Raw genomic sequence first — 26,775 nt, forward strand, 5'->3', positions numbered from 1 at the left:
GCTATTGAACCTCCTGCTCCTCGCGGGCCTGGAGCTGCAAGCCGTTTTGCTCGATTCGTGTCAGCAATTCATCGAGCTTGGCGATGTCCGCGTCGCTCAGCCCGGCGAGCATTTCCGCACGGGCTTCACTCACCACGGCGTCGATGCGCTGCAATAGCGGCGTGGCCTGGGGGGTCAGGAAGATGCGTTTGGTACGGCGGTCCTGATCGCAGGGGCAGCGCTCGATCAGCCCCTGCTCGGCAAGCTGGTCCAGGGTGCGCACCAAGGACGGCGCCTCGACGCCGATGGCGCGTGCCAGGTCGCACTGAGGCTGGCCATCGCCTAGCCGCCAAAGATGATAGAGCGTAATCCAGCGAGTCTGGGTCAACTCCAGAGGGGCGAGGCGCTTGTCGAGGATGGCACGCCACAGGCGTGGCAAGCGTGACAGCTTGAGACCGATGTTCTGATGCATGACGTTCCGCATTTGCAGGCTGATAACAGGATTGTCCGAACCCCTCTCGTGTAATGCAAGCACCTGTTTTGACGTATCCCTGGCCGGTCACTGTTGAGCAGGTTGCTTGTCGGGTATCAGACGTCGAATATCGAGTCCCGGCAGGCCGGGCGGTGACGCGATGGTTCCGTCGGCCACCTGGGCAGCGCTGGCCTCGGCGCTGACGGTGAACCGCATCACCCCGATGCGCTGTCCGGAGGTGGTCATGACGTCGATACGCCAGCGGCCGACGGCGTCCTCGGGGAAGTTCTGCTTGTGGGTCCAGGCACGATAGCCTTCCTCGCGGCCACCATGGATGATCAGCGGAATCCGGTCGATCAGTTCCCCCTCGTGCCGCCATTCGTGATAGATCTCCTCGCGCAAGCCGCGAGGGGCGCGAATGGCGGTATAGGCGTAAAGGCCGCTGCGCCGGAGCTCACTGGCGTGCAAGCGAACATGGCCGCGAGGCTCGCGTTCGGCCACGTCGAAGCCGGGCGACAGGGCGCTGCCGCTCAGCCACAGGTTGGCCGGGGGCACCCAGGCGCGACCGGCCCAGGCAACGCCAGCCAGTACGACGGCCAAACCGAACATCGCCACCCAGCTCTTGAGATTTCTGGGCTTGATCAGGTGCATCAGGCTCGGCAGGCTGAAGACCACCATGATCAGCAGGGCGTAGTGCAGGCTCTGACTGGTCGTCAGTTGCAACATGATCGGCAAGGTGACCAGCACCACCACGAACACGCACTGGGCATGGAAGGCAAAGTATATCCAGCGATGGCGTTCGGCGAGCTTGAAATAGATCGGATCGAGAATCGACAGTAGCGCCAGCCCCACGATCAATAACGTGAACAACGCCTGGCCGCTGGTCCACGCCGTGGTCGCAAGCAGGAAGGGCAGGCTGAAGAATAGCGTTTCCTGATGGATCATCTGGGCGATGAAGGTGGTGACGCCGCGCGGCAGGGTGCGGTAGCCACGACGTGACAGAAGGCGCCCGATCAAACTCTCGGAAAGCAGCAGCACCCAGGTAAGCAGCATGCCCAATGCCAGGGCCGCACCGAGCCACTGCTGGCGATCGACCAGGAAGAAACTCGCCACCCCGGTGCAGAAAGCGACCGGCGGCCAGATCCAGATGTAGGGGCGCAGGCGCTCGACCAGACGCTCGATGACATGCTGCAACGCTTCCAAGTGGGGAGCGCGAAGTGGTTTGCCGGTTGGAGCGGTACCGTGGTCAGAAGAATTCGGTGTCGACATGAGGGCGCGACGGTCTCCCGGTGACAACTGGTGCAAGGGGCGCATCCTAGCAACTGTGCGGTGGTCTCGGGAGTCGTGAAAAGGCGACACCCGGACGAGCTTCGACTTTTTCTCTCTCAGGAAGGACTTGACGCCGTGCCCAGGCTGGACCAAGCTATCTGGCAATCAAACGGCCGTATGAAAACAGGCAGTTTTCCAACGTCCAACCCTGTGTGGAGATTCGCGGATGATCTATCAAGGCAATGCCATTTCCGTGGCGACCAATGGCGATGGTATCGCAACGCTGACCTTCGACCTGCAGGATGAGTCCATCAACAAGCTGTCCAGCACGGTGGTCGGCGAGTTGGATGAGGCGGTCAAGGCGATCCAGGGCGAAAGTGGCCTCAAGGGTCTGATCATTGCCAGCGCCAAGGAGGTCTTCATCGTCGGCGCCGATATTACCGAGTTCCATGGCCTGTTCGAGAAAGGCGAGGACTTCCTGGTCGAGATGAACCAGAAGGTCCATGCCATCTTCAATGCCATCGAGGACCTGCCGTTCCCTACCGTGACCGCGATCAATGGTCTGGCGCTGGGGGGAGGCTGTGAAGTCACCCTGGCCACCGATTTTCGGGTCATGAGCGAGTCCGCCAGGATCGGGCTGCCGGAAACCAAGCTGGGCATCCTGCCGGGCTGGGGCGGTTGCGTGCGACTGCCGCGCCTCATCGGTGCCGACAACGCGATCGAATGGATCGCCCGTGGCAACGAGAACGAGGCCGCCGAGGCCTTGAAGATGGGGGCCGTGGATGCCGTGGTGCCGAACGATCGACTCGAGGCGGCTGCGCTCGACATCCTGGCCCGCGCCAATGCCGGGGAACTGGACTACCGGGCGCGCCGTCAGGAGAAGACCGGACCCCTGCATCTCAATCCCATCGAGCAGATGATGGTCTTCGAGACCGCCAAGGGCTATGTGGCCGACAAGGCCGGGCCGCATTACCCCGCACCCATCGCCGCCATCAATGTGATCCAGAAGGGGGCCGGCGAGAGTCGTGAACGGGCCCAGGCCAGTGAGGCCAAGGCCTTCGCCAGGATGGCCAAGACCGACGTCTGCTTCAATCTGGTCGGGCTGTTCCTCAACGACCAACTGGTCAAGAAGAAGGCCAGCCGGTACGAGAAGCAGGCACGGAAGGTGTCGCAGGCTGCGGTGCTGGGGGCCGGGATCATGGGCGGCGGGATCGCTTACCAGAGCGCCTCCAAGGGCACACCGATCCTGATGAAGGACATCAAGGAAGAGGCCATCGAGCTGGGGCTCAAGGAGGCCCGCAAGCTGTTCGCCAAACAGGTCGAGCGCGGCAAGCTGACCACCCAACAGATGGCCGAACGTCTTTCCAATATCCGCCCCACGCTTTCCTACGGTGACTTCGGTCATGTCGATCTGGTGGTTGAGGCGGTGGTCGAGAATCCCAAGGTCAAGGATGCCGTGCTCAGCGAGGTGGAAGGGTTGGTGAGTGACGATACCATTCTCACCTCCAATACCTCGACTATCTCCATCACGCGTCTGGCGCAGAACCTCAAGCGCCCCGAGAACTTCTGTGGCATGCACTTCTTCAACCCGGTGCATCGCATGCCGCTGGTGGAAGTCATCCGCGGCGAGAAGACCGGCGATGCCGCAGTGGCCGCCACCGTGGCCTACGCCCGCGCCATGGGCAAGACACCGATCGTGGTCAACGACTGTCCGGGCTTTTTGGTCAACCGGGTGCTGTTTCCCTATTTCGGCGGCTTCAACTCCTTGCTCGAGCAGGGCGCCGACTTCCAGCGCATCGATAAGGTGATGGAGAAATTCGGCTGGCCGATGGGGCCCGCCTACCTGCTCGACGTGGTCGGCATGGATACCGCGGTGCATGCCAATGAGGTGATGGCCGAGGGTTTCCCCGATCGCATGGCACAAGAAGGCAAGAGCGCGATCCAGGTCATGGTCGACAATGACCGTCTGGGGCAGAAGAACGCCAAGGGCTTCTATGCCTACGAGGAAGACAAGAAGGGCAAGCCGAAGAAGGTCAGTGATGAGCAGGCCCATGAGCTGATCAAGAGCGTGGTGAAGGCGGAGCAGGAATTCTCCGATGAGGAGATCATCGCTCGCATGATGGTGCCGCTGTGCCTGGAAACCGTGCGTTGTCTCGAGGACGGCATCGTCGGCAGCGCGGCCGAGGCCGACATGGCATTGATCTACGGCATTGGCTTTCCACCGTTCCGTGGGGGGGCGCTGCGCTATATCGATGCGACCGGCCTGCCCCAGTTTGTCGAGTTGGCGGATCGCCTGGCCGACGAGTTGGGCCCGCTGTACGCCCCGACCGACACGCTGCGCCAGATGGCCGAGGCCGGCGAATCTTTCCATGGCAGCGACGCCTGAATCCACCACGAAAAGGAGTATTGATCAATGAGTTTGCATCCGAGAGATATCGTGGTGGTCGACGGGGTACGGACCGCCATGGCCAAGGCCAAGAATGGAGCTTTCCGTAACGTGCGAGCCGAGAACCTGTCGGCGGCGGTGATGCAGGCCCTGTTCGAGCGCAACCCCGACCTCGATCCTTCCGAGGTCGATGACGTGATCTGGGGCTGCGTCAACCAGACTCTGGAGCAGGCGATGAATATCGCCCGTAATGCAGCGATCATGACCGGCATCCCGAGCCGTGTGCCGGCCCAGACCGTCAACCGCCTGTGCGGCTCGTCGATGACCGCGTTGCATATCGCTGCGGCCAACATCAAGGCCGGCATGGGCGATTTCTACATCATCGGTGGCGTCGAGCACATGGAGCACGTGCCCATGACGCATGGCGTCGACGTCAACCCGGCGGCCAGCAAGTACGCCGCCAAGGCGGCGATGATGATGGGCCTGACCGCCGAATTGCTGGGCAAGATGCACGGCATTTCTCGCGAGGAGCAGGACAAGTTCGGGGTGCGTTCCCATCAGCGTGCCTTGGCGGCCAACGAGAAGGGCTACTTCGACAACGAGATCATCGGCATCGAAGGGCATGACGATCGCGGTTTCAAGGTCCGGGTTGGCCGTGACGAGGTAGTCCGCGCCGATGCCAGCCTCGAGAAGATGGCTGAACTCAAGCCGGTCTTCGATCCCCGCCATGGGACCGTTACCGCAGGGACTTCCTCGGCGCTGTCGGTGGGTGCCGCGGGCATGGCGGTGATGAGCTACGAACGTGCCCAGGCGCTGGGGCTCACGCCGATCGCCAGGGTCGTCTCCACCGGGGTGGCCGGCTGCGACGCCTCGATCATGGGCTATGGCCCGGTGCCGGCCTCCAAGCAGGCGCTCAAGACGGCTGGCTTGGCTTCGGGCGACATCCAGACCGTGGAGCTCAACGAGGCCTTCGCCGCCCAGTCGATCCCGGTGCTCAAGGACCTCGGTTTCCTCGACGCCCTGGACGAGAAGGTCAACCTCAACGGCGGGGCCATCGCCCTCGGCCACCCACTGGGCTGCTCCGGTGCGCGTATCTGCACCACGCTGCTCAATGTGATGCAGCAACAGGACGCCACGCTGGGCCTGGCGACCATGTGCATCGGCATGGGGCAGGGCGTGGCGACGGTCTTCGAGCGCCTCAAGTGAAACACTGATTTATTGCTGCGCTCGATAAATCCGCGTTCTAAAGAAGCGTTTTCTGACGGCACCCTTAGGGGTGCCGCTTTGCGTTCTACAGCACGCCGGCGTCGAGGCCGGCGGCCATATACAGCCCCAGCTCTTCGACCTGGTCGACGAACGCCTCCTGCCACTCGCCGCGTAGCGTCAGGGGTTCCTGGGCCCAGTGCCAGCGCAGGCCGGTGACGATGCTTTCCACGGCACGACGGGTACCTGTACCGTCGCGACCGGCTCGAATATAGAGCGCGCAGGGTAGGCCTTGCTTCTCCTCCAGCACCGGGTAGTAGCTGCGATCGAAGAAGTCCTTCAGCGCCCCACTCATGTAGCCGAGATTCTCGGTGGTACCGAGCAGGATGGCGTCGCAGGCACGAACGTCGTCGGGCCCGGCGTCCAGCGGTGCCTTCACCGTGACGTCCACCGCCTCGATATCCGAGTGCCGTGCACCCCGCTCGGCGGCCTCGCGCAGCTTCAGCGTATTCGGCGATGGCGCATGGGCCACGATCAGGAGTCGCTTGTTCATACCTTCATGGTGACAGTCGCTGCATCCAACGGCTAGGCACTAATCGTGGAAATTGCGCCCTGCCGTGGTCTCCTCGATCACCCCCTGGCGGATGACGAAGTCGCCGAAGCGCTCACCCTCGTCACGTTCCTTGGCATAGCGTTGGATCAGTGGGGTGAGCTCTTTCATGATCGTGGCTTCATCGATATTCTCGCGATACAGCTTGTTGAGCCGCTGCCCGGTGAAGCTGCCGCCGAGATAGAGGTTGTAGTGCCCCAGCGCCTTGCCGACGAAGCCGATCTCGGCCAGGTAGGGGCGGGCGCAACCGTTGGGGCAGCCGGTCATGCGCACCACGATGGCGTCGTCGGCCAGGCCGGCCTTGTGCATCGTCTGCTCCAGCTTGTCGATCAGCGATGGCAGATAGCGTTCGCTCTCCGCCATGGCCAGCCCGCAGGTGGGAAAGGCGACGCAGGCCATCGAACCGCGACGCAGTGCCGAGACATCCTTGGTCATGCAGTACTTGTCGATCAGTGCCTCGATCTCGTCGCGCTTGTCGTCTGCAACGTTGGCGATGATCAGGTTCTGGTTGGTGGTCAGCGCGATGTCGCCGGCGTGGATCCGGGCGATCTCGCGCATGCCGGAGAGCAGCTTCATGCCATTGTCGAAATCGGCGATACGACCGTTCTCCACGAACAGGCCGTAGTGCCAGGTGTCGTCATCGCCCCGGTACCAGCCGTAGCGATCGCCGTTGCTGTCGAAATGGAACTCGTGTGGCTCGCCGAAGGCATAGCCCAGGCGCCGCTCGACCTCTTCACGGAACCACTCGATACCGTGATCCTCGATCGTGTATTTGGTGCGTGCATGCTTGCGGTCGTGGCGATCGCCATGATCGCGCTGTACCCGCATGATGGCCTCGGCGACCTCGACGACCTGATCCGGCGTGCAGAAACCGACCACGTCACTCAACCGCGGGAAGGTGGCCGGCTCCCCGTGGGTCATGCCCATGCCGCCGCCGATGCATACGCTGAAACCGCGCAACTCGCCGCCTTCGGTATCGGCGATGAAGCCGATATCGTGGGCGAATACATCGACATCGTTTTCGGGCGGAATGGCGAGCGCAATCTTGAACTTGCGTGGCAGATAATGCTTGGTATAGAGCGGTTCCTGCTCCTCCTCGCCGCCGGCAACGCGCTCCTCACCGAGAAAGATCTCATGATAGGCGCGTGAGCGAGGCATCAGGCGAGCGCTGATCTCGTGCGCCAGTTCGAAGACCTGACGATGGACCCGCGAGCGGTGCGGATTGGCGGTGCAGATGACGTTGCGGTTGACGTCGCCGCAGGCGGCGATGGTGTCCAGCATGGCCTCGTTGATGGCCTGCAGGTGCGCGCGCAGGTTTTCCTTCAGGACGCCGTGATACTGGAAGGTCTGACGTGTGGTGATGCGCAGCGTGCCGTTGGCGTAGCGAGTCGCGATGTCGTCCAGCGAGAGCCATTGCCGCGCTGACATCAGGCCGCCCGGCATACGCAGGCGGACCATGAACGAGTACAACGGCTCGAGTTTCTGGTGGCGCCGTTCACTGCGCAGGTCGCGGTCGTCCTGCTGATAGAAGCCATGGAACTTGGTCAACTGGGTGTCGTCCTCGCTGACGCCGCCGCTGGCGCGGTCGGCCAGGCTCTCCTTCAAGGTGCCGCGCAGGTAATCGCTCTCCGCCTTCAGGCGCTCGTTGGGATGCAACTCGTCGAACGAGATATCGCGAAGCTTGGCAATGATATCGCTCATGACGGGGCCTCCGACTCAATACACGTCGCGCTGGTAACGCTTGGCCTGTTGCAGCTCGCGCACATACTCCGCTGCGCTCTCTTCGTCGCGCCCACCCGCCTCGCGAACGACATCGAGTAGCGCCCGATGGACATCCGCCGCCATGCGCTCGCCATCGCCGCAGACGTAGAAGTGCGCACCTTCCTGCAGCCAGGCATACAGCTCTCCGGCATGCTCGCGCATGCGATCCTGTACATAGATCTTTTCCCGTTGATCGCGCGAGAACGCTACGTCCAAGTGGGTCAGCAAGCCTTTCTTGCGCCACTGCAGCAGCTCCGCCTGGTAGAGGAAGTCGCTGCGGAAGCGGCGATCGCCGAAGAACAGCCAGTTGCGCCCCCCGGCTTGACGCTCTTCGCGCTCCTGAAGAAAGGCGCGATAGGGGGCGACCCCCGTGCCGGGGCCAACCATGATGACCGGCGTGTCGTCGTCGTGCGGCAGCTTGAAGTTCTTGTTGCGATCGACGTAGATGGGCACCGTGTCACCCGGTCGCACCCGATCGGCAAGGTAGGTCGTCGCCACGCCGCCACGGGATCGACCATGGGCCTCATAGCGCACGATACCGACCGTCAAATGCACCTCGTCGGGTGCCGCCTGGTAGCTCGAGGCGATGGAGTACAGGCGCGGCGGCAGCTTGCGCAGCGCACGGGTGAAGGTGTGAGCATCGATCTTCTTGACCGGGAAGTGCTCGATAACGTCGATGATATGGCGACCCTCGACCCAGTCGCGCAGTTCGTCGCGCGACTCCTGATCCATCAGCCGACGCAGTTCGGCGGCGTCCGAGACTTCGCTCCAGTGTTCGAGAAACGGACGGGTCAGGGTGGTGACCTCGAATTCCGTGAGCAGCGCGTCGCGCAGACGGCGGCCTTCGCCGAGGTCGGCCTCGGCATCCAGGCGCAGCTTGTCGAGCAACTCGTCGACGTAGGCCGGATCGTTCTGCGGCACGATGCCGATGGCATCGCCCGGTTCATAAGTGAGCCCCGAGTCTTCCAGCGACAGCTCGATATGGTGGGTTTCCTTGTCGGACCCACGGCCATTGAGCACGATCGAGTCAAGCACTTCCGCGTGAAAGGGGTGTTTCTTAGAATAACTTGCCGGGGGGGCGGCATCGGCCACCGATGCCGGGCCGCCGCCGACACGGCTCGCCGTGTCGTTGAGCTCGGCATAGCGATCGAGCACGGATTCGATCCACTGCTCGGCTGCGTCTTCGTAGTCGATGTCGCAATCGACGCGCTCATGGATACGCTGTGCGCCCAGTGCCTCGAGGCGCGCGTCGAAGTCCTTGCCGGTCTGGCAGTAATAGGTGTAGCTGGAGTCACCGAGGGCCAGCACCGAGAAGCGCGTCTTGTCGTCGAGCTTGGGCGCCTTGCGACCGTGCATCAACTCGTAGAAGCCTTCCGCGGTGTCGGGTGGGTCGCCGTCGCCCTGGGTGCTGACCACCACCATCAAGTCGAGGGGCTGCTTGAAATCCTTCTTGCCGATATCGGCCATATCGGCCAGGCGCACGTTGAAGCCGCGAGCCTTGGCCCGGTCGCTGGCCAGTTCGGCAACTCCTTCGGCGTTGCCGGTCTGACTGCCGTAGAGCACGACGATCTCCGCGGCTGCAGGGGCCGACTCGGGTTGCACCGGCGACGTCACCGCTGCTTCGCCCTGCGCACCCAGACCGGCGAGATAACCGCTCAGCCAGGTCAACTGGCGGGCATCAAGCCCTTTCAATGCCTCGTTGAGCTGTCTGGCCTGCTCGGCGCTCAGGGGACTGTTGGTATCGAGTAGGGGGCCTTGGGACATCTAAGGTAGCCTCACCTCGCACTGCATTAGGAGAGAAGGCTAAAGGCTTTAAGACAGAATTAAAAATTATATATAGCGCTGTTTATATTCGATATGAGAATGCTCGAGGAATGACTCCCCGCCTTCAGAGGGCCGGCTTCAGGGCGTGTCGTTGAAGCGCGTGGCATAGCAGGGCGGTGAGCTGGCGTCTCGGCCATCGGCCTGGCGGTCCTCTTCGGCGAGTGCCTCGAGGACGGCATCGCGCAGGAGGGGCAGATGCGATTGGTCCAGATCTCGTGAGGCGCTGAGCAAGGTCAGGCGTCCCTGGCGGGCCAGGCGCATCAGGGGGACCAGGCAGTCTTCTGCATCCGACATTTCCCAGCGGTAGCGACGGGCGAACACGGCACGGCTGATCTTGCCCTGATGCAAGTCGCGCCTCAGGGCATTGGAGGGTGAAGCGTCGCGATACCAGTCGGTCAGTTGAAGGATTTCCCGACGCTTGCCACGCGGCCATAACCGATCGACCAGTACTCGGGCACCATCGGTGCTCTCCGCGTCGCTGTAGATACGCTTCAGACGGATATCGTAGGGCATGACGACTCCTGAACCATGAATATGTCGTGGGCTTGTTCTGTGAATTTTGCTTCGCCCGGGCTGCGCTCATCGACTTATCCAGATAATGCTAGCCTAGCTCACAATTTGCCAGTGACGTACTCGACGGATTCCAACGAAGCGGTACCGGTGACGATGGTTTCCAGCGTGTCGCAGAATGCCAGGAAGGCCTCGCTGGAGCGCCCGGGAGCACGGTGCATCTCGATTTCCACATGGCCGAGCGATGGCAGCCCTTCCGCATCGCCGACGATACGGCAGCCGTCCGGGACGCTGCGAGGGGTCTTCACCGTCAACGCCAGGCCGGCCTGCACCGGCAGATTGAGGCCGGTGGGTGACTGGCTGGAGTAGCGCACATCCCAGCGACGACCTTCGCGACCCAGCGCGGCAAAGGCATGGGCGCGGAAGATACAGCCTTCCGGATTGAGTGCCAGCGGCAGGGTCTCCCAGTCATCCAGCGACTTGCCTTCGGCGATCACCCACACCAGCGGCTCGCGCCCCAGCAGGTGACCGGACTGGGTCGGCACATGACGAATCGCCAGTACGGCGTCGAGCAGGCCCTCCTGAAAATCGTGGACCAGGGCGGTACTGATATTGCAGATCAGTTCTAGGCGTATCTCCGGAAAGTGTTCGGTGAAACGGGGTAGCAGCTCCGGCAAATAGGTGCTGGCCTGCTCCTCCGATGTTCCCAGACGGATCAGCTCGCCCTGTCGTTCGGCGCCCATGACCCGTTTGGCTTCATCCTGCAGCTTGAGGATATGCCGGGCATAGGGCAGCAGACGACCGCCGGAGGGGGTCAGCACCACGCTGCGGCTGGTGCGCGCGAACAGTGTCTCGCCCATCTGGTCCTCGAGGCGTTTTATCTGCAGGCTGATCGCCGACTGAGTGCGGTGCAGCACCTTGCCGGCGGCACTGAAGCCCTCGCACTCGGCGACGGTAACGAAGGCACGCAGTAGGTCGGTATCCATGATCTATGAGCCTATGCAATGAATTTTATCTTAACCATTCATTTCTATTATTAAAGTGTGCTCACTACGCTGTCCATACGTTCTCGACAAGGCAGGAGCGAAAACGATGCACGCTATGGCTCAGCGGGAAGATGCCTCACTCCAGGGACTCATCGACCTGGAGCGTTATCCACTTCACGACCTGGAGGGAACCGCAGGGCAGCGGTTGATCGATGAATGCCGCCGCCAGCTCGCCGAGGATGGGTGCGTGGTGCTCAAGCGCTTCGTCCCCGAACATGCCGTGGCTCGCCTGGAGCGCGAGACCGAGCGCCTCTCCCCCGAAGCGCACTACAACCAGACCGAGACCAATCCCTACAACAGTGACGGTGATCCCAGTCTACCGGCCTCGCACCCCAGGAACCGCTTCGCCGACCGGACCAACGGCTTCGTCGCCGGCGATCGCATCGATGGTGACACCATCATCCGCCAGGTTTACGAGAATCCGCAATTCCAGCGCTTCATCGCCAGCGTGGTGGACATGGAGGAGGTCCATGAATATGCCGATCCGTTGGCCGGCCTGGTGATCAATGTGCTGCGCGAAGGTTGCCAGCATCCCTGGCACTACGATACCAACGAGTTCATCGTCACCATGATGACTCGTCAGTCGCACGGCGGAGGACGCTTCGAATACGCTCCCGGCATTCGCAGCCTCGAGGGCGAAAACTTCGACGAGGTCGAAAAGGTCATCGACGGCGACCGCACGCGGGTCAAGTCGCTGGAGTTGCAGCCTGGCGATCTGCAGATCTTCTTCGGACGCTATTCGTTGCACCGCGTGACGCCGGTGGAGGGCGACAAGGAGCGCCACACCGTGATCTTCGCCTATGCCAAGGAGCCGGGTTTCATCGGCCGTCCCGAACGCGCGCAGCGCATTTTCGGGCGCATGGCACCGATCCACGAGCAATTGCTGAAGGAAGGCATGCGGCGCAGCGACAATCTTCAGGACTGAAGGATTCCCATGAGCATCGTCGATTTCGACAATCTTTCCGACCATGAACCCGACAGCATTCCTGTCGTGCCCTCGGCCCCGATGGCCAACGGCGACAGCATTCCCACCGCCTTCGATCCTCGACAACTGCGGGCCGGGCGCCTGACGCGGCTGCGCGACATGATGGCGGAGCAGGGCTACGCCGCAGTGGTGCTGTTCGACCCCAACAACCAGCGCTATGCGACCGGCTCGCGCAACATGTTCGGCTACTTCCTGCGCAATTCCACGCGCTATATCCATGTGCCGCTGGAAGGGCCGGTGATCCTGTTCGAATATCCGGGCAGCGCCCATGTTTCCACTTGGCTGGAAACCATCGACGAGGCACGCACCTCCAAGGTGGTGTGGTCGGCGGTCAATCAGCGCGACAACCTTTCCAGCGACCCCTTCGGCGTGGAGATCGCCGAACTGGTCGACGCCTACGGCAAGGGTAACCGCAAGGTCGGGCTCGACCGCTGTGCGCTGAACCTGGCCCATGCCCTCGAAGCCCAGGGGCTGGAGGTCTTCGACTGCATGCAGGACACCCTGCATTGCCGGCGCATCAAGACGCCGGAGGAAATCGCCTGTCTGGCCCAGTCGATGGCCGGCAGCGAGGCCGCGGTGGCCGAAGTGGAGGCCTCCATCCGCCCGGGCCTGACCGAGAACGAGCTGTTCGCCATCCTGTACGGCAACGTCATCCGCCAGGGCGGCGAATTCATCGAGACCCGCCTGTTGAATTCCGGGCCGCGCACCAACCCCTGGTTCCACGAGGCCAGCGATCGGGTCATCCGTCCCGGCGAACTGGTGGCGCTGGACACCGATACCATCGGCTGCCACGGCTACTACTCCGATTTCTCGCGCACCTTCCATGTCGGCCCCGGCAAGCCCAGCGGTTACCAGCAGAGCCTGTACCGGATGGCGTTCGAGCAGGTGCACCACAACATGGCGATTCTCGCCCCCGGCGTGAGCTATCGCGAGATCGCCGAGAAGGCCTGGAAGATTCCCGAACGCTTTTTCGATCGCCGCTATCCCTCGATCATCCACGGCGTGGGCATGCACGGCGAGACACCGCTGGTCGCCCATCACATGGACTTCGACCGCTTCTCCAGTGACGGCATCCTTGAGCCGGGCATGGTGGTGTCGGTGGAGAGCTATATCGGCGAGGTCGGCGCCGCCGATGGCGTCAAGCTGGAGGAAGAGGTGCTGGTGACCGACACCGGTACCGAGAAAATCTCCAACTACCCGTTCGATGAGGCCCTGCTCGGCCGCCAATGCTAGGCTAAGGTCCGTCTCGAACCAATCGCTTGAACCACGCCCGCCCTGGCAAACTGGGGCGGGCGTCGTCGTGACGCCATCGATCTTCGATCGGTAGGGCAATGACGGCCAGGAAAGGCACTGCTAGGATGAGCGGAATGACGTCAGGCTCGGCGGCCGGGTCGAGCCCGGCCAGCCACGCTTACCGCGCGCATGCCGCCTACCAGTACCGAGCTGGCCATCGCCCGCCAGTCGAGCGAGAAGGGCAGCGTTACCATGGGTCGCTCCGACCGGATAACCCGACTGAACGTGGAGTTCCGATGAACGCAAGGATGCTGCATTTCGAGGACGAGACAGCCCCCGCCGTGAGGCTGGCCGAGGCCGCCGGTCTGACCGCAGCCTTGGTCGAGCGTCATCGCTTTCCCGACCAGGAATTGCGCCTGACCCTGCCGAGCGATATCAATCGACCGCTGCCGCGGACCCTGGTCATCTACCGCAGCCTGGACCGACCCAACGACAAGCTGGTCGAGCTGTTGCTGATCGCCCGTCACGCTAGACGCCTCGGCATACAACAGCTGGTGCTGGTGGCACCGTATCTCGCCTACATGCGTCAGGATATCGCCTTCAATCCCGGCGAGATCGTCAGCCAGACCGTGATCGGGGAGTTTCTCGGCGGGCTGTTCGACGCCGTGATCACCGTGGACCCTCATCTGCATCGCATCAGCCGACTGCAGGAGGCGATTCCCCATGGGTATGCCGTTGCCCTCTCCGGCGCCCCGCGCCTGGCCGAGCTGATTGCCATGAAGCGTGACAGTCCGCTGTTGATCGGCCCCGACGCCGAAGCTGCCCAGTGGGTACAGAGCGCTGCCGAGGCGACCGGCTTCGATCATGGCGTCTGCCGCAAGGTCCGCCATGGCGATACCCGGGTCGAGGTCGAACTGCCGGCGATCGACGTCGCCGGCCGCAAGGTGGTACTGATGGATGATGTGGCCAGTTCCGGCCACACCCTCGCTCGTGCCGCCGAAGGGCTGCTGGCTGCCGGCGCCGCCTCGGTGGATGTCGCCGTCACCCATGCGATCTTCGCCGGCGATGCCCTGCAAGTGATCCGCGGTGCCGGCGTGAAGGAGATCTGGAGCAGCGACAGCATTTCCCATCCCAGCAATGCTATTGCTCTGGCGCCTGTACTGGCGCAGGCACTGGACCAAGTGCCAACCGCAATATCCTGAATGTCGTGATACGTTGAAGCAGGCGACCTGCATCACCACTCTCGCCCCAACTCCTGAATTGCCACGAATCGAGTCGCGGCCAGTGTGAGGTGTGATGGTATGCACCTGACAGTCGGCCGCTGAAACCAAGGGGTATTGCCCTGAATACAGTATCAGGAAGTGTCACAAATTGATGCAGAATGAAGTAATATATTGATCTCTTGCGCAGATTGGTGACAATATTCTACATTCGTTACTATTGGTGTTAGATATCGTGTCCTCCCATGGCGTGCGGGATGATTTCATTATAATCTCTTAACCGGTATTTCCAGCCTCTACGTTGGATCTAAACCCCCGCGAGTTCCTCGAATGGCGCTTGGTTCAGAAGCGGGAGCGAGATCATCAGTGGTCAGTTCATCAGTTCCATGAGAAGCACTTCATTTAGGCAGCAGGGTGGAGCACAGCAATCGCAGACCTAAAATGTAAAGGCCCAATGTCCATGGGTGCTTTATCGTACCTTACTGGGGCTCAGCTGCAGACATGCCACGCATACGGTGGTACGCCTGAGGGCAGGTAGGAGATATGCTACACTATCGTTAGCCCGTAGCTAGAAAGCTTTCATCAAAAAAATCTAGAATAACGCTTATAGGGTAGACAAGATGAGTCGAGACAAATATTCACGCTATGATGGTTGGTCTCAACTCTTGGATGAAGTTCAGAAGAATATAGGGGGAGGCTGCAAAGACTATGCGGATGTGCTTTCCTGGGCATTTGAAGTCTTGGGCATTAATTATTTCAGCTATGTATACATGGGCTATTTGCCAGCCGAGTCAGATGATGTCGGTATTGTTGGTAACTATCCGGAAGAATGGGTTGAGACATATAAGAGCAATGCTTTGCATAAGTGTGATCCTGTGATAAGAAGATCATCCTATACATCTTCATCGTTCTTCTGGGATGCTTGTAAAGCAGAAGATGCTAGCCTTTTTGAAGTTTTTGAGTTGTCGTCACCATATGGAATAGAGCAAGGGTTTACAGTGCCCATTCATGAACCCGGCTGTGCCTTTGGCTCAATGCACTTTTCCTCACCAAACGATAACACGGATTTCAAGGAAATAATTCGCGCTAATTCACATCTCATACATGCCATAAGCTTTCTGGCACACCAGCACCGGCCTACGTCAATACGTAGGCAGGAATGTCAGAAAATCAGCTCAAGAGAAAAGGAGTGTTTGCGCTGGGTGTCTCTGGGAAAGACCTACGATGAGATTGGTACTATCTTGGGCATTTCAGAGCGTACAGTGAAATTCCATGCTGGAAATGTCATGGAGAAGTTAGAAGTTAATAACATCAAGCAGGCGCTGACGAAAGCTGTGAGATTGAACTGGATATAGCGATATCGCTGTCTCCTTTACCATGTTTTGAATTCGACAGAATATCTGAAATTCGTTTTAGGGATTGGTAAGACTCTATGCTGCAATCCAGTAATCCATAATAAACGTTTTCTTGCTGTGTTCCCACTCCTGAGTTTAGGATGTTCAGCTTCCAGCCGCTTCTCCTAAGAACTCTTTCCATTAGTGAATCGACTACGACTTCGTAGCTATCGATCCCACTCGCGATAGCGAAATTAATCATACCGTCAAAGAGAGCTAGCGTACGAGCATCAATGCGATTGTTTGAAAAGCCATACGCAAAAGAGCGTCTGGGGGTAATAAAAAACCTTGAAGCCTCCCAAGTGACGGCTCCTTGTGTCTCCTTGGTTTCGATAGGCGATCTAATCCACTGCAAAGGTCCGGAAAGAAGTGTTGGTTTGTGTGATGGGCGTAATCGTACGCACCCCGTCACTCCCTCATGCCAAGTATACAAATAGTATGAATGCACGTCATCATAATCATCAACTTCTAGTTCGCCATCATCGTAACTTCCAATATCCCACTTTCGCCTGTCTATGAAAACACTTTTCCGGCAATGAAAGATTTGCTTGAGAACATTTTCGTTGATTGATTTGTAGTCAGAGACGTATGTTGTAATCCCGTCTGTCTTCATGTGCTGCGTCTCATGGTAGAGCATCGCATTGATTCCCAAGAATAATTATAATATATGCTTTATCGATTATAATCGATTTGGTGTCTATCCGCACCTGTCTCTTAGGACAGTGGCTAGCGCAAGCATCTTCTGCTTATCATGCTTGCTCAGTTGTTTCCTGAAGGGCTTCAATCGGTAGCTAAGCTTGAGACGTTATGGACCCAGGATTGTCGGGCTCTCGAGAGTGAGAACAATAGAAGCGATAAGCGCTACGAGGAAAAGGGACAGGGATAGGCCATGACCAATTCCACCCGCGTATCACGTATTGTCAGTCGAGAGGTTGCCGATTGCCAGACTTGTCACTTGAGGGCACTATGTGTGCCTCAAGGGCTGCCTCTGAAGGATATAGCCGAACTCAATGGCATCGCGCCCCCGCTTGCCCCACTGAAGAAACATGATGCCCTGTTTCGACAGGGCATGCCCTTCACCAGTCTGTTTGCTGTGCGCTCCGGCAGCCTCAAGCAGGTCACCACGACCTATACCAATGAGCACCTTGTCACTGGCTTCTTCCTGCCGGGCGACCTGGTGGGCCTCGATGCCATCGCCGAGGAGTGCTATCCGGGAAGCGCCGTGGCCCTGGAAACCACCACGGTATGCGAATTGCCTTTCGAGCGACTCAATGAGCTTAGCCTCCGTATACCCGCGCTGCGCCAACGCATCTACCGCGACCTGAGCCAGGAAGTCCACAATGAACGCTTGATGCAGCGTCTGCTGCTCAACAGGACCGCCGAGGCACGGCTGGCCCGCTTTTTACTGACCATGTCGGCAAGTTTTCGGCGCCGCGGTTACTCGCCCTATCGCTTCCAACTGGCGATGACGCGTGGCGACATCGGCAATTACCTGGGGCTGTCGCTGGAAACTGTGAGCCGGACCTTGACGCGTTATCAGCAGCATGAGTTGGTCGTCATTCGCGGGCACGATTTCCACCTGTGTGACATGAAGGCACTGACTCGCCTTTCCGAGGCCTGTGGCCGGCAGGGCGCTGCACAACAGCCATCCTGACACTGGGCCCATGCGCTGCACATTCAAATTACACGGGTTGGTCCATCAACGGCCCCTCGACGTGGCAGGCGTGCCGAGCATGGGACTGCCGCCAAAGTGGTCGCCGCAGAGCTCCATTTCCGTGATCCCTACCGCTACAATCTGCGCGGGATCAACGAAACTATCGGGGGACGTGAATCAAGATGAAGAACCTGTTTGCATCGATTCCAAAAGATCTCGAGCAAGAATTCTTCGAGACTGTCGTTCAGGGTGAAGGTATCAAGGTGGAGCGTATCGTCTCCCGGGGACACCGATCACCGGCATCTGGCTGGTATGATCAAGCGCAAAGCGAGTGGGTTGTGGTACTGAAAGGAGAGGCCATCATCGCTTTTGAGCAAGAGGGGGACGTGGTTCTCGAACCCGGCGACCATATCGACATTCCAGCCCATAAAAGGCACCGGGTAAAATGGACGGATCCAGAACAAGAGACGGTATGGTTGGCGGTACACTACTCACGTAGAAAGGCCTAGCATTCATCGCTTGTGCGGGCCTACTCCTGCTCTTCAACGACATCTTCCTCCCGGGCTTTTTCTGTCTGGGTTTCTTCTTCCAGCTCGGGTATCCACCCTTGTTCGCGATAGTAGCGTAGGGCGCCTTCGTGAAGCGGCGCGGAAAGTCCTTCGTGAATCATCTGCTCTGGTGTCAACAGTGAGAACGCCGGGTGAAAGACCTGGAAGTCATCGAAGTTGTCGAAGACGGCGGAGACAACCTGATAGACCAGATTGGGGTCGGTGTCCCGGGAGGCGACGAGGGTGGCCCGGACACCGAAAGTCTCCACGCCGGGCTGGTCGTCCCGGTAGAGACCTTCGGGAATCGAGGCGAGAGTATAATAGGGGGTCCCATTCACCAGCGCATCGATCTCGGGACCCGTGACGTCGACGATGACGGCGTCGCACAACCGGATGGCCTGCTCGATCGATGAATTGGGGTGCCCCACCGTGTAGACCATTGCCTCGATACGGCCATGGCACAGCTCCAGCGATTGTTGATCCGCGGGCAGTCCATTGGCGGGGGAAAAGTCGTTCAGGGACCAGCCCTTGGCGTCCATCAGCTTCAACATCGTGCCGCGCTGACCCGAGCCCGGGTTGCCGATATTGACGGCTCGGCCGGGGAGGTCGTCGATGCCCTGGATGCCGGCGTCCCGGCGTGCGACGAGAGTGAAGGGTTCGCTGTGTACCGAGAACAGCGCTCTCAACGACTCGTCAGGCCCGGCCTCGGCGAACCCCTCGAGGCCATGGACGGCGTAATACTGCAGGTCCGACTGGGCCAGGGCGATCGGGACCGATCCTTCGCGAATGGCCTCGAGATTGGCAAAGGAACCAGCCGATACTTGTGCCTTGCACGGCGTTTCCATCAGCCGGCAAATGGCCCGTCCGGTAACGTGATAGACCCCGGCCGCACTCGCTGTGCCGATGACCAGCGCTTCATCGGCTGTTGCCGGAGACGGCAACAGCAGCATGGTGGTGAACAACCCACTCAGCAGCGGTGCCAGGTGCCACCCGTGCGAGGTAGAATGGAGTTCGTCGACATCGCTTCCCATCGCCACCGCTCCTCCGGATCGAGTTCCTTTGCGCTACCTGATAGCCCCTCTTGTTCGGTTATAGCATAGCCGCATTAGTCATGATCGAAGGAAAGGAATCGTCGGACAGGCGCTGCCCATCCTCGGGTCTGCCTCGTCTGCATGACACACAGCACCTAAGGTAATATCGAAGGAAATGCACCCGTGACACTTGGAGGAAGACCATGGTCATGACGCCCGTGCATCGCAGCGATACCGCTGAGCACTACGAGCCCCTGGCCGAGCGTATTCTGGCGGCGGCACTCGAGATGGCCGAGGCGCGTGGCTGGGAAGCCGTCGAATTGACCGAGGTGGCTGCCAGGCTGGATATCCCCGCCAGGAGTGTTCTCGATCACTATCGCGATCTGGATGCCGTGGCCAATGCTTGGTTCATGCGCGGCTGGCGCGCGATGCTGGCCGAAAAGCCGGAGGGTTTCGGCGATTGGTCCTCTCGGGAGCGCATCGAATACTGCATGCTGGCCTGGTTCGACGCTCTGGCCAGCCACCGCCGCGTCACCGTGCAGATGCTGCGTACCAAGGCGCATTGGCCACACTTGCACACTTGGGTGCCGATGCTCTTCGATCTTTCGCGCACTATCCAGTGGCTGCGCGAAGCCGCCCGGCTCAATGCTCCTTATGGTACCCGTCGTGCGCAGATGGAGGAAATCGGCCTGACCTCGCTGTTTGTCGCCACTCTACGGGTCTGGGCTCACGACGATACGCCCCACCAGCAGGACACTCGTCATTACCTGAGAAAGCGACTGGAACGCGGCGATCGCCTGATGCGGTGGGTCTGGGGCGGTCGTTCCGGTAGCCAGCATGAAGGCTCGACGCCGGACAGGGAGTCGCCGGTCATCACCGATGAGCCCTGAAGCGGGCCCGGCGGTGCTTCATGAAAAGGATGTCACCGGCCATCGAGGCAATCGGCCAGCCGCTCTTCCAGCGAACACGGGGTGATGCGCAAGTCGTCGAAGGTACCGACGTCCGGGCCCACGACGTTGTCTTGCTGCATCAGCATGACCTGGTTCTCCGTCAAGGGAGGAGAGGGCAATAGCGCTGCCAGTCTGGCGAGTGCCCGCCAGGCGACAAAGGGGACCGGCAGTAGCGGCCGGCGGCGTCCCAACCGAGTCAGGACCAGCTCGACGATTTCCCGGTAGCGATAGGTGCTGGCGCCCCCCAACTCATAGAGAAGAAGATCGGGCGCGGCAGTGTCCAGCAGCCGTGATACGGCATGGGCGACATCAGCTACCAGGACCGGCTGCAGGCGAGTATCGCCACGGCCGAACAAGGGGACCACCGGGAAACGCGAGATCATGGCCAGGGCGCCGAGAAAGGCATCCCGTGGGCCGAACAGTACGCTGGGACGCACGATGACGGCCGACGGAAAGGCCGTCCGAACACGCTGCTCACCGTGGGCACGGGCGCGAATGTAGCTCGAGGCGGAATCGGCATCCGCGCCGATGCCGGAAATATGCACCAGGCACTCGACGCCGGCTTCCCGACAGTGGTGTGCTACCCGGCCGGCTCCCTGGGCATGAATGATGTCGAAGGTCTCGGTACGGCTTGGTTCCGTGTACAGGCCCACGGCATTGACCGCTCCACTGGCGCCTTCGAGGGCGGCGGCGACGCTGCTGTCGTCACGAATATCGGCACTTACCAGTTCGATGTCGTCACTGGACGCGAGATCCTCGGGGAGGCGTGGGTGCCGGACCGCGACCCGGACCGCCGTTCCCGCTGCCACCAGTTCTTGGACGATGGCGCTGCCCAGAAAGCCGGTGCCGCCGAACACCGTCGTTACGCGGTGGTGCATGTCGTTCACCTCACCGATCACACCAATGCCTTGAATCTTAGCCTGACATAATCTGCACTCCAGTTGCCTCGACTGTCGCGCAGGCTGGTGGCGAGCCACTCGACGGTATCGTCCAGCACGGCCTGGCGAGTGTCGTCGGGCAGGCCATACAGGAATGGATTGGCGAAGGTGGCGAGCCAGCCGGCCATGCCGGTGGGCAGTGGCGTGGGGCGTGGGATGAGTTCGATGGATTCGACCCGGAAGCCTTGTGCCTCGAGTAGGGTGCGGTATTCGTCCGGGGCAGGAAAGAACCAGGGAAAGCGCTGGACCCCATCGATACCGCGGATGTGCAGGGCGGCCAGCAAGGCCGTGCAGATGGCAGCGACATTGCCGTGGCCGCCGAATTCGCCGACGAAACGCCCGCCGGGTTTCAGGGCGCGCTTGACGCCGTCGATCACCGCCTCGGGCTCCTGCATCCAATGCAGGGCGGCGTTGCTGAATACGGCGTCGAACTCAGCGTCGAAGGGAAGCCGGTGGCCATCCATGACATGGGCGTCCAGGCCCTTGGCGCGAGCGGCATCGATCATGTCTTCCGAGGCATCCACGCCGACAAGGGTGGCGCCGGATGCAAGCAGCGCTTCGCTCAAGGTACCGTTGCCACACCCCAGGTCGAGAATCCGTTCGCCGGCCTTGGGTGCCAGCATGGTGGCTACCGCACCTCCCAGCGCGGGGACGAAATCGGCATGATCGGCATAGCCTTGGGCATTCCACTGCTGGCCGGCGGCAAAGTCATCGGGGGGTGTCATATCGCTAGTGGCTCCATCGAGGGCAAGTTCCCGATTCAGAGTAACAGCTCTCGTCGGCAGGACGGCATCCTCTCATTGCATAGCCCTGCATGGGGCCGAGTCGAGCGGACGTCAGTAGTGCTCCGAATCGGTGCTATGTTGTTTATAACAATGACTCGGGATAGGAAAACACTGAATAAATGCCTGCGCGACTCAATCACTGCGTTGCGCGGTGCGCGGAATCCTCACCTATACCCCATAGGCTCCGGTTCCTTTGCTCCGTACGCCTTGTGCTTGATGCCGCTCGTCGATTTATTCAGCGCTTCCATAGTTCACGAATGACAACATCCTCATAACAAGCTTGTGCACATAACAAGGAGGGCGTCATGGCTGACAAGATCTCACGCAGAAATTTCCTGAAAGGGACGGCCTATGGCCTGGGGGCGCTATCGTTTGCGGCCCCCGTCATGCGAGCTCGGGCCCAGGAGCCCACCCTGCGTTGCGGCGTCGTGACCTCGTTGTCGGGGGAGAACCGTTTCGGAGGGAATCTGACGCGTCGTGGCTATGACCTGTGGGCCGAAGAGATCAACAAGCTGGGAGGCATCGAAGTCAACGGCGATCGTTATCGGGTGGAGATGTTCTATGGAGACGCCCAGTCCCGCCCCGCCTCGGGAGCGGATGCCGCCGAACGCCTGATTATCCGTGACGAAGTCAGCGTCCTGTTTGGCCCCTATACGTCGGGCGTCACGCTGGCCGTACAGCCTATCTGTGCCAAATACAGCGTACCCATGATCTCGGGATCGGCGGAATCGCCCAATGTGTGGTTGGAGAAGCCACGTTTCAATTTTGGCATGATCCCTGCAGTGGATCGTACCTCGGATAAATCCATCCAGGTCATTGCCGATGCCACGGGGGCCGCTTCGGTAGCGGTCGTCGGTGTCGATGAGCCCTTCTCCAAGGAGACCGCCGAAGGCTTCCGTGATGGGGTGTCGGCGGCCGGTCTCGAGCAGACGCGCTTCGAGCTGTTCCCGGCGAATGCCGACTTGACGCCGATCGTCTCCAATCTCAAGGCCGACAATCCCGACATCGTGGCCGTCGGGGGGCATGAGGAGGTGCTGATCAACTTCATCAACACGGCGCGATCGCTGGATTTCCGTCCCAAGGCCATCCTAATGCATTACGGCGTCACCGCGGCAGCTTTCGCCGATCAACTGGGTGCCGATGCCAATGGTGTACTGGGTATCTCGCTGTGGACGCCCAACCTGTCCTATCGCGACGACCTGTTCGGTACCGCCAGCGACTATGACGAGCTTTCCCATTCCCGTTGGGGGAGCCATCCGGACTATACCGAGGCAGCGTGTTCTGCCAGTGGCCTGGTCCTGCAGGACGCCGCTCGTCGGCTTGGCAAGGCGCCTGTCTGGGATCGGCAAGCACGCATCGAGCTGGTGGAGGCGCTGGAAGAGACGGATATCGAAACCTTCTACGGTCCGGTCGCCTTCGAAAAAGAGGGGGACCATTACCACAACAATACTCAACCGGTGCCGGTGATCATCCAGATCACCGACGGAAGAGTCGTCCCCGTGGCCCCGGAAGATGCGGCGGAGACCGAACTGGTCTATCCGTTGCCTGCTTTCTCCTGAGGGCTCCCTCATGATTCTCCCATCACCCGTCGGCGGCGGACGGCGCGGGTGATGGGAGCGACTCGGAACCGGAGGAGACCGGCGTGGACGTGCTACTGCAGGCCCTGATGAACGGCATCTTGATCGGCGGAATTCTGGTGTGCCTCACCGTGGGATTCCAGCTGACGTTCGGGGTACTGCACGTCATCGACTTTGCCGTGGGCGGATGGGTCATGCTGGGCGGTTATGCTGCCTATTGGGCAGGCACTCTGCTGGGGCTCGACCCGTTCATCAGCCTGTTCTTCGTCTTCGCGCTGTTCACATTGATCGGCAGTGCCCTGGGGCCGCTCATCTACCATGTGCGCACGAGTCGCTATGCGCGACCGGATCTCATGGCGCTGGCGTTTACCTTTGGCCTGTTCATCATGATGCGCGGTGGCGCACTCTGGTTATGGTCCTTCGACAGTCGCAGTGTCGACTCGGTGTTGTCCGGACAGTTCATCACCCTCGGCCCGGTGACCATTCCTCTGCTGCGCCTGACGGCCTTCGCCATGGCGCTGGTGCTGAGTCTTGGCCTGTTCTTGCTGCTGTACCGGAGTCGCTTTGGGCTGGCGGTGCGGGCCGTGGCCCAGAACCGTGACAATGCCGGGCTCATGGGAGTCGATGTGAAACGGGTGTCGGCCTATGTGTACGGCATCTACACCGGCATGACGGCTTCGGCCGGGGTGCTGCTGGCCACCATCTACTCGGTGAATCCGGCGGTCGGGGTGCGCTACACCTTGTTCGCCTTCTTCGTCGCCGTCCTCGCCGGACTGGGCTCGGTGGGTGGAGTTCTGGTGGCCGGATTGGTGCTGGGGCTGGTGGAGTCTCTGGTCGGGACCTATATCGGTACCCGCTATTCGCTGTTGGTGGTCTTCGCGACGCTCTACCTGGTGCTTCTCATCTCGCCCAAGGGGATCCTCCAGCGTGGCATCTGAACGCACCATACGCCGAAACCAGATCGCCGGACTGGTTGCCATCATCCTCGGGGCAGGGGGGCTGGCCATACTGCCGGCATTCATCGACCCTTATTCCCTGCGTATCGTTACCGGGGTGCTGATGTGGGCCGGGCTGGCATGCGCCTGGAACATCGTGGGCGGCTATGCCGGGTACATCAGTTTCGGGCATTCCGCCTTCTTTGGCATCGGCGCCTACGTGACGGCGATTCTCATGCAGCGTGGCGTGGGGCTGCCTTTTCTCGTCACACTCCCCTTGGGGGTTGTCGCCGCGATCCTGGTGGCGGCAGCCATCGGTGGCCCGACCATGCGTCTGCGGGGGGCATATTTCGCCATTGCCACCTGGGCATTTGCCGAAATGCTGATGCAGCTTGCCACCATCCTGGATATTACCGGCGGTACCGGTGGCCTCTCCTTGCCGGTGTATCTCAATGAGTTCTTCTTCTACTACACCATGTTCGTTGTCGCCCTGACGACCTATATCGGTATCTGGTACCTGCTGGAACACACCCGCTTCGGCTACCGGCTCAAGGCGTTACGCGATCACGAAACCGCTGCCGAGGCCATGGGTATCCACACCACCCGGGTCAAGGTGCAGGCATTCGCGCTCTCCGCCGGCATCACGTCCCTGTTCGGGAGCATCTATGCCTATTGGGTCACCTTCATCGACCCGCGCTCGGTGATGGGGCCGGAGATCACCGACCAGATGGTGGTCATGGTGTTGTTGGGCGGGCTGGGGACCGTGTGGGGGCCGGCACTAGGCGCTACCCTGCTGTGGTTGACCAACCGCTACATCTGGTCGGAATTTGGCGATACTACGGTTTACTTGCCGATACTGGGCCTGATCATCGCGCTGGTCGTGCTGTTCCTTCCCAATGGGTTGATCAGCCTGTTTCCGGGCGGTCGTCGGCGTGGCCGTGGCGTGTTGTCCCGCCTGGTACGCAAACTGTGAAGAGGGAGGCAACATGAGTGACGCCGCCATGACGCGAGATGCCGACAAGACGCCGCTGGTTCTGGAAGGGCTGGCCAAAAGCTTCGGTGGCGTCAAGGCGGTGGACGACGTCAATCTGTCGGTTGCTTCACGTGAAATCGTGGGTGTCATTGGCCCCAACGGCAGCGGAAAGTCCACGCTGTTCAATCTGGCGACCGGCACGCTGCCGCTGGATGCGGGAAGAGTGTGGCTAGGTGGTATCGAGGTCACCGGCCAGCCGGCCTGGCGTATTGCCCGTGCCGGCATCGCCCGCACCTTTCAGATTCCTTCCTTGTTCGACAATATCAGCGTACGGGACAATCTCTTGGCCGCCGCCGTGGAGGGGGACTGGAAAGGGGCGCCGCAACGGGCCACGGACGTCATGGAGATGTTGGAGATTGGTCATGTGAGGGACAATCTGGCGTCGGAACTGTCCGGTGGTCAGCAGAAACTGCTGGAGTTCGGGCGCGTATGCATGCGCGACCCGGCGGTGGTCCTGCTCGATGAGGTGACGGCCGGGGTGCATCTGAATATCCGCCGTATCATCCTGAACGCTATCCGCAAGGTTCGCGACTCGGGCGTCACCTTCCTGGTTATCGAGCACGATATGGAAATGGTGCGCGAGATCTGCGATCGCATCGTCGTGATGGATGCCGGTAGGGTTGTTGTCGAGGGGAGCTTCGATGAGATTACCAATAACGTCGAAGTCCAACAGGCTTACTTGGGACGGCGCCGATGAGTGAAGAGCTGCGCGTCACGGATCTGGTGACCGGTTATGGCAAGCAGGAAATTGTCCATGGTGTCTCGATGACGGCACGACCCGGACACATTACCTGTGTATTCGGCCCCAACGGCAGTGGCAAGTCCACGGTGATCAAGGCTGTCGCAGGACTGCTCCCCGCGTGGTCCGGGAGCCTGCAGTTGGGAGAGACCGACCTTACGGGCCTGGCAGTCCATCACGTCGTACGTAAAGGTATCGTGATGATGCCGCAGGGAGGAGGGGTCTTTCCTCGCTTTACGGTCACGGAAAACCTGCGCATGGGAGGTTATTCCCTTGCCGATGCCTCACTGGTCGAGCAGCGTATCGAGACGCTCATCGATGAATACCCGAGTTTGCAACGGCGTCGGCATGTCGCCGCGGGATCGCTATCCGGCGGCGAGCAGATGATGGTCGCCATCGCCCGGGCTCTGGTGCCGGATCCGACGTTCGTGCTGCTGGATGAGCCTTCTGCGGGTCTGTCGCCCGCCCTGGTCAGCGAGACGATGAGCAGGGTGGAGGAACTGCGCAAGCGCGGTGTCGGGGTGGTCATGATCGAGCAGAACATTCGCGAGGCGCTGCCGATCGCTGACAGCATTTACATCTTTGCCGGTGGTTATCGCAAGTTTGCCGGTACCAGCGCTGACATTCGTGATGACCAGCATCTCATGTCGCTATACATGGGAGGGGAGTCCGACGACCAGTCAGGTTGACGGA

25 protein-coding genes are annotated in these 26,775 nt (G+C 60.7%); 14 read left to right on the forward strand and 11 right to left on the reverse strand.

Going from position 1 to position 26,775, the window contains the following annotated elements:
• Position 1: 1 nt before the first annotated feature.
• A complete protein-coding gene (gene slyA, locus ACFOEV_RS02485; RefSeq protein ID WP_386771272.1) occupies positions 2–451 on the reverse strand; it encodes a transcriptional regulator SlyA in 450 nt (149 codons plus the stop codon).
• An 87-nt stretch (positions 452–538) separates the two neighbouring features.
• The gene (locus ACFOEV_RS02490; RefSeq protein ID WP_386771274.1) at positions 539–1,720 is read right to left on the reverse strand and encodes a DUF5924 family protein; all 1,182 of its coding nucleotides are present in this window, start codon (positions 1,718–1,720) and stop codon (positions 539–541) included.
• A gap of 226 nt (positions 1,721–1,946) precedes the next feature.
• Between ACFOEV_RS02490 and fadB the strand changes: the two genes are divergently transcribed.
• Both fadB and fadA read left to right on the forward strand, forming a co-directional pair.
• Positions 1,947–4,106: a fatty acid oxidation complex subunit alpha FadB gene (gene fadB, locus ACFOEV_RS02495; protein WP_386771276.1), complete on the forward strand. Its 2,160-nt coding sequence runs from the start codon at positions 1,947–1,949 to the stop codon at positions 4,104–4,106.
• A gap of 27 nt (positions 4,107–4,133) precedes the next feature.
• Positions 4,134–5,312 (forward strand): acetyl-CoA C-acyltransferase FadA, encoded by a 1,179-nt coding sequence (gene fadA / locus ACFOEV_RS02500; protein ID WP_386771278.1) that lies wholly within the window; start codon positions 4,134–4,136, stop codon positions 5,310–5,312.
• Between the two features lie 85 nt (positions 5,313–5,397).
• On the opposite strand, the gene ACFOEV_RS02505 is transcribed toward fadA, so the two are convergent.
• The 5 genes from ACFOEV_RS02505 to ACFOEV_RS02525 all read right to left on the reverse strand — a co-directional run bounded on the left by ACFOEV_RS02505 (position 5,398) and on the right by ACFOEV_RS02525 (position 11,000).
• A complete protein-coding gene (locus tag ACFOEV_RS02505) occupies positions 5,398–5,862 on the reverse strand; it encodes a flavodoxin family protein (RefSeq protein WP_386771280.1) in 465 nt (154 codons plus the stop codon).
• Between the two features lie 39 nt (positions 5,863–5,901).
• The gene (gene cysI / locus ACFOEV_RS02510; RefSeq protein WP_386771282.1) at positions 5,902–7,620 is read right to left on the reverse strand and encodes an assimilatory sulfite reductase (NADPH) hemoprotein subunit; all 1,719 of its coding nucleotides are present in this window, start codon (positions 7,618–7,620) and stop codon (positions 5,902–5,904) included.
• 15 nt (positions 7,621–7,635) lie between these two features.
• On the reverse strand, positions 7,636–9,444 hold the full coding sequence (locus ACFOEV_RS02515) for an assimilatory sulfite reductase (NADPH) flavoprotein subunit (protein ID WP_386771284.1): 1,809 nt from the start codon (positions 9,442–9,444) through the stop codon (positions 7,636–7,638).
• Positions 9,445–9,582: 138 nt separating this feature from the next.
• On the reverse strand, positions 9,583–10,017 hold the full coding sequence (locus tag ACFOEV_RS02520; RefSeq protein WP_386771286.1) for a DUF488 domain-containing protein: 435 nt from the start codon (positions 10,015–10,017) through the stop codon (positions 9,583–9,585).
• A 98-nt stretch (positions 10,018–10,115) separates the two neighbouring features.
• A complete protein-coding gene (locus ACFOEV_RS02525) occupies positions 10,116–11,000 on the reverse strand; it encodes a LysR substrate-binding domain-containing protein (RefSeq protein WP_386771288.1) in 885 nt (294 codons plus the stop codon).
• A gap of 106 nt (positions 11,001–11,106) precedes the next feature.
• On the opposite strand from ACFOEV_RS02525, the gene ACFOEV_RS02530 reads away from it, so the two are divergent.
• From ACFOEV_RS02530 to ACFOEV_RS02545, 4 genes are all read left to right on the forward strand, one after another.
• Positions 11,107–11,985, forward strand: coding sequence for a HalD/BesD family halogenase (locus ACFOEV_RS02530; RefSeq protein ID WP_386771290.1), 879 nt, complete (start codon positions 11,107–11,109; stop codon positions 11,983–11,985).
• Between the two features lie 9 nt (positions 11,986–11,994).
• On the forward strand, positions 11,995–13,278 hold the full coding sequence (locus ACFOEV_RS02535) for a M24 family metallopeptidase (RefSeq protein ID WP_386771292.1): 1,284 nt from the start codon (positions 11,995–11,997) through the stop codon (positions 13,276–13,278).
• 296 nt (positions 13,279–13,574) lie between these two features.
• Positions 13,575–14,480: a ribose-phosphate diphosphokinase gene (locus ACFOEV_RS02540; protein WP_386771294.1), complete on the forward strand. Its 906-nt coding sequence runs from the start codon at positions 13,575–13,577 to the stop codon at positions 14,478–14,480.
• A 638-nt stretch (positions 14,481–15,118) separates the two neighbouring features.
• Positions 15,119–15,853 (forward strand): helix-turn-helix transcriptional regulator, encoded by a 735-nt coding sequence (locus tag ACFOEV_RS02545; RefSeq protein WP_386771296.1) that lies wholly within the window; start codon positions 15,119–15,121, stop codon positions 15,851–15,853.
• Here the strand turns inward: ACFOEV_RS02545 and ACFOEV_RS02550 are convergent.
• Positions 15,810–16,505 (reverse strand): acyl-homoserine-lactone synthase, encoded by a 696-nt coding sequence (locus ACFOEV_RS02550; protein WP_386771298.1) that lies wholly within the window; start codon positions 16,503–16,505, stop codon positions 15,810–15,812. The two genes, ACFOEV_RS02545 and ACFOEV_RS02550, sit on opposite strands and share 44 nt — an antisense overlap.
• Before the next feature lie 276 nt (positions 16,506–16,781).
• Here ACFOEV_RS02550 and fnr point away from each other — a divergent pair, with 276 nt between their 5' ends.
• Positions 16,782–17,546: a fumarate/nitrate reduction transcriptional regulator Fnr gene (gene fnr, locus ACFOEV_RS02555; protein ID WP_386771300.1), complete on the forward strand. Its 765-nt coding sequence runs from the start codon at positions 16,782–16,784 to the stop codon at positions 17,544–17,546.
• A 182-nt stretch (positions 17,547–17,728) separates the two neighbouring features.
• Positions 17,729–18,055 (forward strand): cupin domain-containing protein, encoded by a 327-nt coding sequence (locus tag ACFOEV_RS02560; protein ID WP_386771302.1) that lies wholly within the window; start codon positions 17,729–17,731, stop codon positions 18,053–18,055.
• A gap of 20 nt (positions 18,056–18,075) precedes the next feature.
• On the opposite strand, the gene ACFOEV_RS02565 is transcribed toward ACFOEV_RS02560, so the two are convergent.
• Complete coding sequence (locus ACFOEV_RS02565; protein WP_386771304.1) at positions 18,076–19,125, reverse strand: TAXI family TRAP transporter solute-binding subunit; 1,050 nt, start codon at positions 19,123–19,125, stop codon at positions 18,076–18,078.
• 203 nt (positions 19,126–19,328) lie between these two features.
• Here ACFOEV_RS02565 and ACFOEV_RS02570 point away from each other — a divergent pair, with 203 nt between their 5' ends.
• Positions 19,329–20,015, forward strand: coding sequence for a TetR/AcrR family transcriptional regulator (locus ACFOEV_RS02570; protein ID WP_386771306.1), 687 nt, complete (start codon positions 19,329–19,331; stop codon positions 20,013–20,015).
• Positions 20,016–20,047: 32 nt separating this feature from the next.
• Here ACFOEV_RS02570 and ACFOEV_RS02575 read toward each other — a convergent pair whose 3' ends face one another.
• Positions 20,048–20,953 (reverse strand): complex I NDUFA9 subunit family protein, encoded by a 906-nt coding sequence (locus ACFOEV_RS02575; RefSeq protein WP_386771308.1) that lies wholly within the window; start codon positions 20,951–20,953, stop codon positions 20,048–20,050.
• A 17-nt stretch (positions 20,954–20,970) separates the two neighbouring features.
• Entirely contained in the window at positions 20,971–21,738 is a 768-nt protein-coding gene (locus tag ACFOEV_RS02580) for a class I SAM-dependent methyltransferase (RefSeq protein WP_386771310.1), read from the reverse strand.
• A gap of 365 nt (positions 21,739–22,103) precedes the next feature.
• On the opposite strand from ACFOEV_RS02580, the gene ACFOEV_RS02585 reads away from it, so the two are divergent.
• From ACFOEV_RS02585 to ACFOEV_RS02605, 5 genes are all read left to right on the forward strand, one after another.
• Positions 22,104–23,357 carry an amino acid ABC transporter substrate-binding protein gene (locus ACFOEV_RS02585; RefSeq protein ID WP_386771312.1) on the forward strand — a complete coding sequence of 418 codons (1,254 nt, stop codon included), beginning with the start codon at positions 22,104–22,106 and terminating at the stop codon, positions 23,355–23,357.
• Between the two features lie 83 nt (positions 23,358–23,440).
• A complete protein-coding gene (locus tag ACFOEV_RS02590) occupies positions 23,441–24,313 on the forward strand; it encodes a branched-chain amino acid ABC transporter permease (protein WP_386771314.1) in 873 nt (290 codons plus the stop codon).
• Positions 24,303–25,283 carry a branched-chain amino acid ABC transporter permease gene (locus tag ACFOEV_RS02595; protein WP_386771316.1) on the forward strand — a complete coding sequence of 327 codons (981 nt, stop codon included), beginning with the start codon at positions 24,303–24,305 and terminating at the stop codon, positions 25,281–25,283. The genes ACFOEV_RS02590 and ACFOEV_RS02595 overlap by 11 nt, the downstream gene beginning before the upstream one ends.
• A gap of 13 nt (positions 25,284–25,296) precedes the next feature.
• On the forward strand, positions 25,297–26,040 hold the full coding sequence (locus tag ACFOEV_RS02600) for an ABC transporter ATP-binding protein (protein WP_386771318.1): 744 nt from the start codon (positions 25,297–25,299) through the stop codon (positions 26,038–26,040).
• Positions 26,037–26,771: an ABC transporter ATP-binding protein gene (locus tag ACFOEV_RS02605; RefSeq protein ID WP_386771320.1), complete on the forward strand. Its 735-nt coding sequence runs from the start codon at positions 26,037–26,039 to the stop codon at positions 26,769–26,771. The genes ACFOEV_RS02600 and ACFOEV_RS02605 overlap by 4 nt, the downstream gene beginning before the upstream one ends.
• Positions 26,772–26,775 lie beyond the last annotated feature (4 nt).

The sequence above is a fragment of the Litchfieldella rifensis genome (assembly GCF_042646605.1).
Classification (GTDB): domain Bacteria; phylum Pseudomonadota; class Gammaproteobacteria; order Pseudomonadales; family Halomonadaceae; genus Litchfieldella; species Litchfieldella rifensis.

Bases quoted from the DNA above. Each gene is read 5' to 3' on its own strand.
- fadB (WP_386771276.1), top strand. From the start codon at position 1,947: ATGATCTATCAAGGCAATGCCATTTCCGTGGCGACCAATGGCGATGGT.
- ACFOEV_RS02525 (WP_386771288.1), bottom strand. From the start codon at position 11,000: ATGGATACCGACCTACTGCGTGCCTTCGTTACCGTCGCCGAGTGCGAG.
- ACFOEV_RS02520 (WP_386771286.1), bottom strand. From the start codon at position 10,017: ATGCCCTACGATATCCGTCTGAAGCGTATCTACAGCGACGCGGAGAGC.
- ACFOEV_RS02605 (WP_386771320.1), top strand. From the start codon at position 26,037: ATGAGTGAAGAGCTGCGCGTCACGGATCTGGTGACCGGTTATGGCAAG.
- ACFOEV_RS02565 (WP_386771304.1), bottom strand. From the start codon at position 19,125: ATGGGAAGCGATGTCGACGAACTCCATTCTACCTCGCACGGGTGGCAC.
- ACFOEV_RS02580 (WP_386771310.1), bottom strand. From the start codon at position 21,738: ATGACACCCCCCGATGACTTTGCCGCCGGCCAGCAGTGGAATGCCCAA.
- fnr (WP_386771300.1), top strand. From the start codon at position 16,782: ATGACCAATTCCACCCGCGTATCACGTATTGTCAGTCGAGAGGTTGCC.
- ACFOEV_RS02600 (WP_386771318.1), top strand. From the start codon at position 25,297: ATGAGTGACGCCGCCATGACGCGAGATGCCGACAAGACGCCGCTGGTT.
- cysI (WP_386771282.1), bottom strand. From the start codon at position 7,620: ATGAGCGATATCATTGCCAAGCTTCGCGATATCTCGTTCGACGAGTTG.
- ACFOEV_RS02490 (WP_386771274.1), bottom strand. From the start codon at position 1,720: ATGTCGACACCGAATTCTTCTGACCACGGTACCGCTCCAACCGGCAAA.
- ACFOEV_RS02560 (WP_386771302.1), top strand. From the start codon at position 17,729: ATGAAGAACCTGTTTGCATCGATTCCAAAAGATCTCGAGCAAGAATTC.
- ACFOEV_RS02540 (WP_386771294.1), top strand. From the start codon at position 13,575: ATGAACGCAAGGATGCTGCATTTCGAGGACGAGACAGCCCCCGCCGTG.
- ACFOEV_RS02550 (WP_386771298.1), bottom strand. From the start codon at position 16,505: ATGAAGACAGACGGGATTACAACATACGTCTCTGACTACAAATCAATC.
- ACFOEV_RS02575 (WP_386771308.1), bottom strand. From the start codon at position 20,953: ATGCACCACCGCGTAACGACGGTGTTCGGCGGCACCGGCTTTCTGGGC.
- ACFOEV_RS02570 (WP_386771306.1), top strand. From the start codon at position 19,329: ATGGTCATGACGCCCGTGCATCGCAGCGATACCGCTGAGCACTACGAG.
- ACFOEV_RS02515 (WP_386771284.1), bottom strand. From the start codon at position 9,444: ATGTCCCAAGGCCCCCTACTCGATACCAACAGTCCCCTGAGCGCCGAG.
- ACFOEV_RS02585 (WP_386771312.1), top strand. From the start codon at position 22,104: ATGGCTGACAAGATCTCACGCAGAAATTTCCTGAAAGGGACGGCCTAT.
- ACFOEV_RS02535 (WP_386771292.1), top strand. From the start codon at position 11,995: ATGAGCATCGTCGATTTCGACAATCTTTCCGACCATGAACCCGACAGC.
- ACFOEV_RS02545 (WP_386771296.1), top strand. From the start codon at position 15,119: ATGAGTCGAGACAAATATTCACGCTATGATGGTTGGTCTCAACTCTTG.
- fadA (WP_386771278.1), top strand. From the start codon at position 4,134: ATGAGTTTGCATCCGAGAGATATCGTGGTGGTCGACGGGGTACGGACC.
- slyA (WP_386771272.1), bottom strand. From the start codon at position 451: ATGCATCAGAACATCGGTCTCAAGCTGTCACGCTTGCCACGCCTGTGG.
- ACFOEV_RS02505 (WP_386771280.1), bottom strand. From the start codon at position 5,862: ATGAACAAGCGACTCCTGATCGTGGCCCATGCGCCATCGCCGAATACG.
- ACFOEV_RS02530 (WP_386771290.1), top strand. From the start codon at position 11,107: ATGCACGCTATGGCTCAGCGGGAAGATGCCTCACTCCAGGGACTCATC.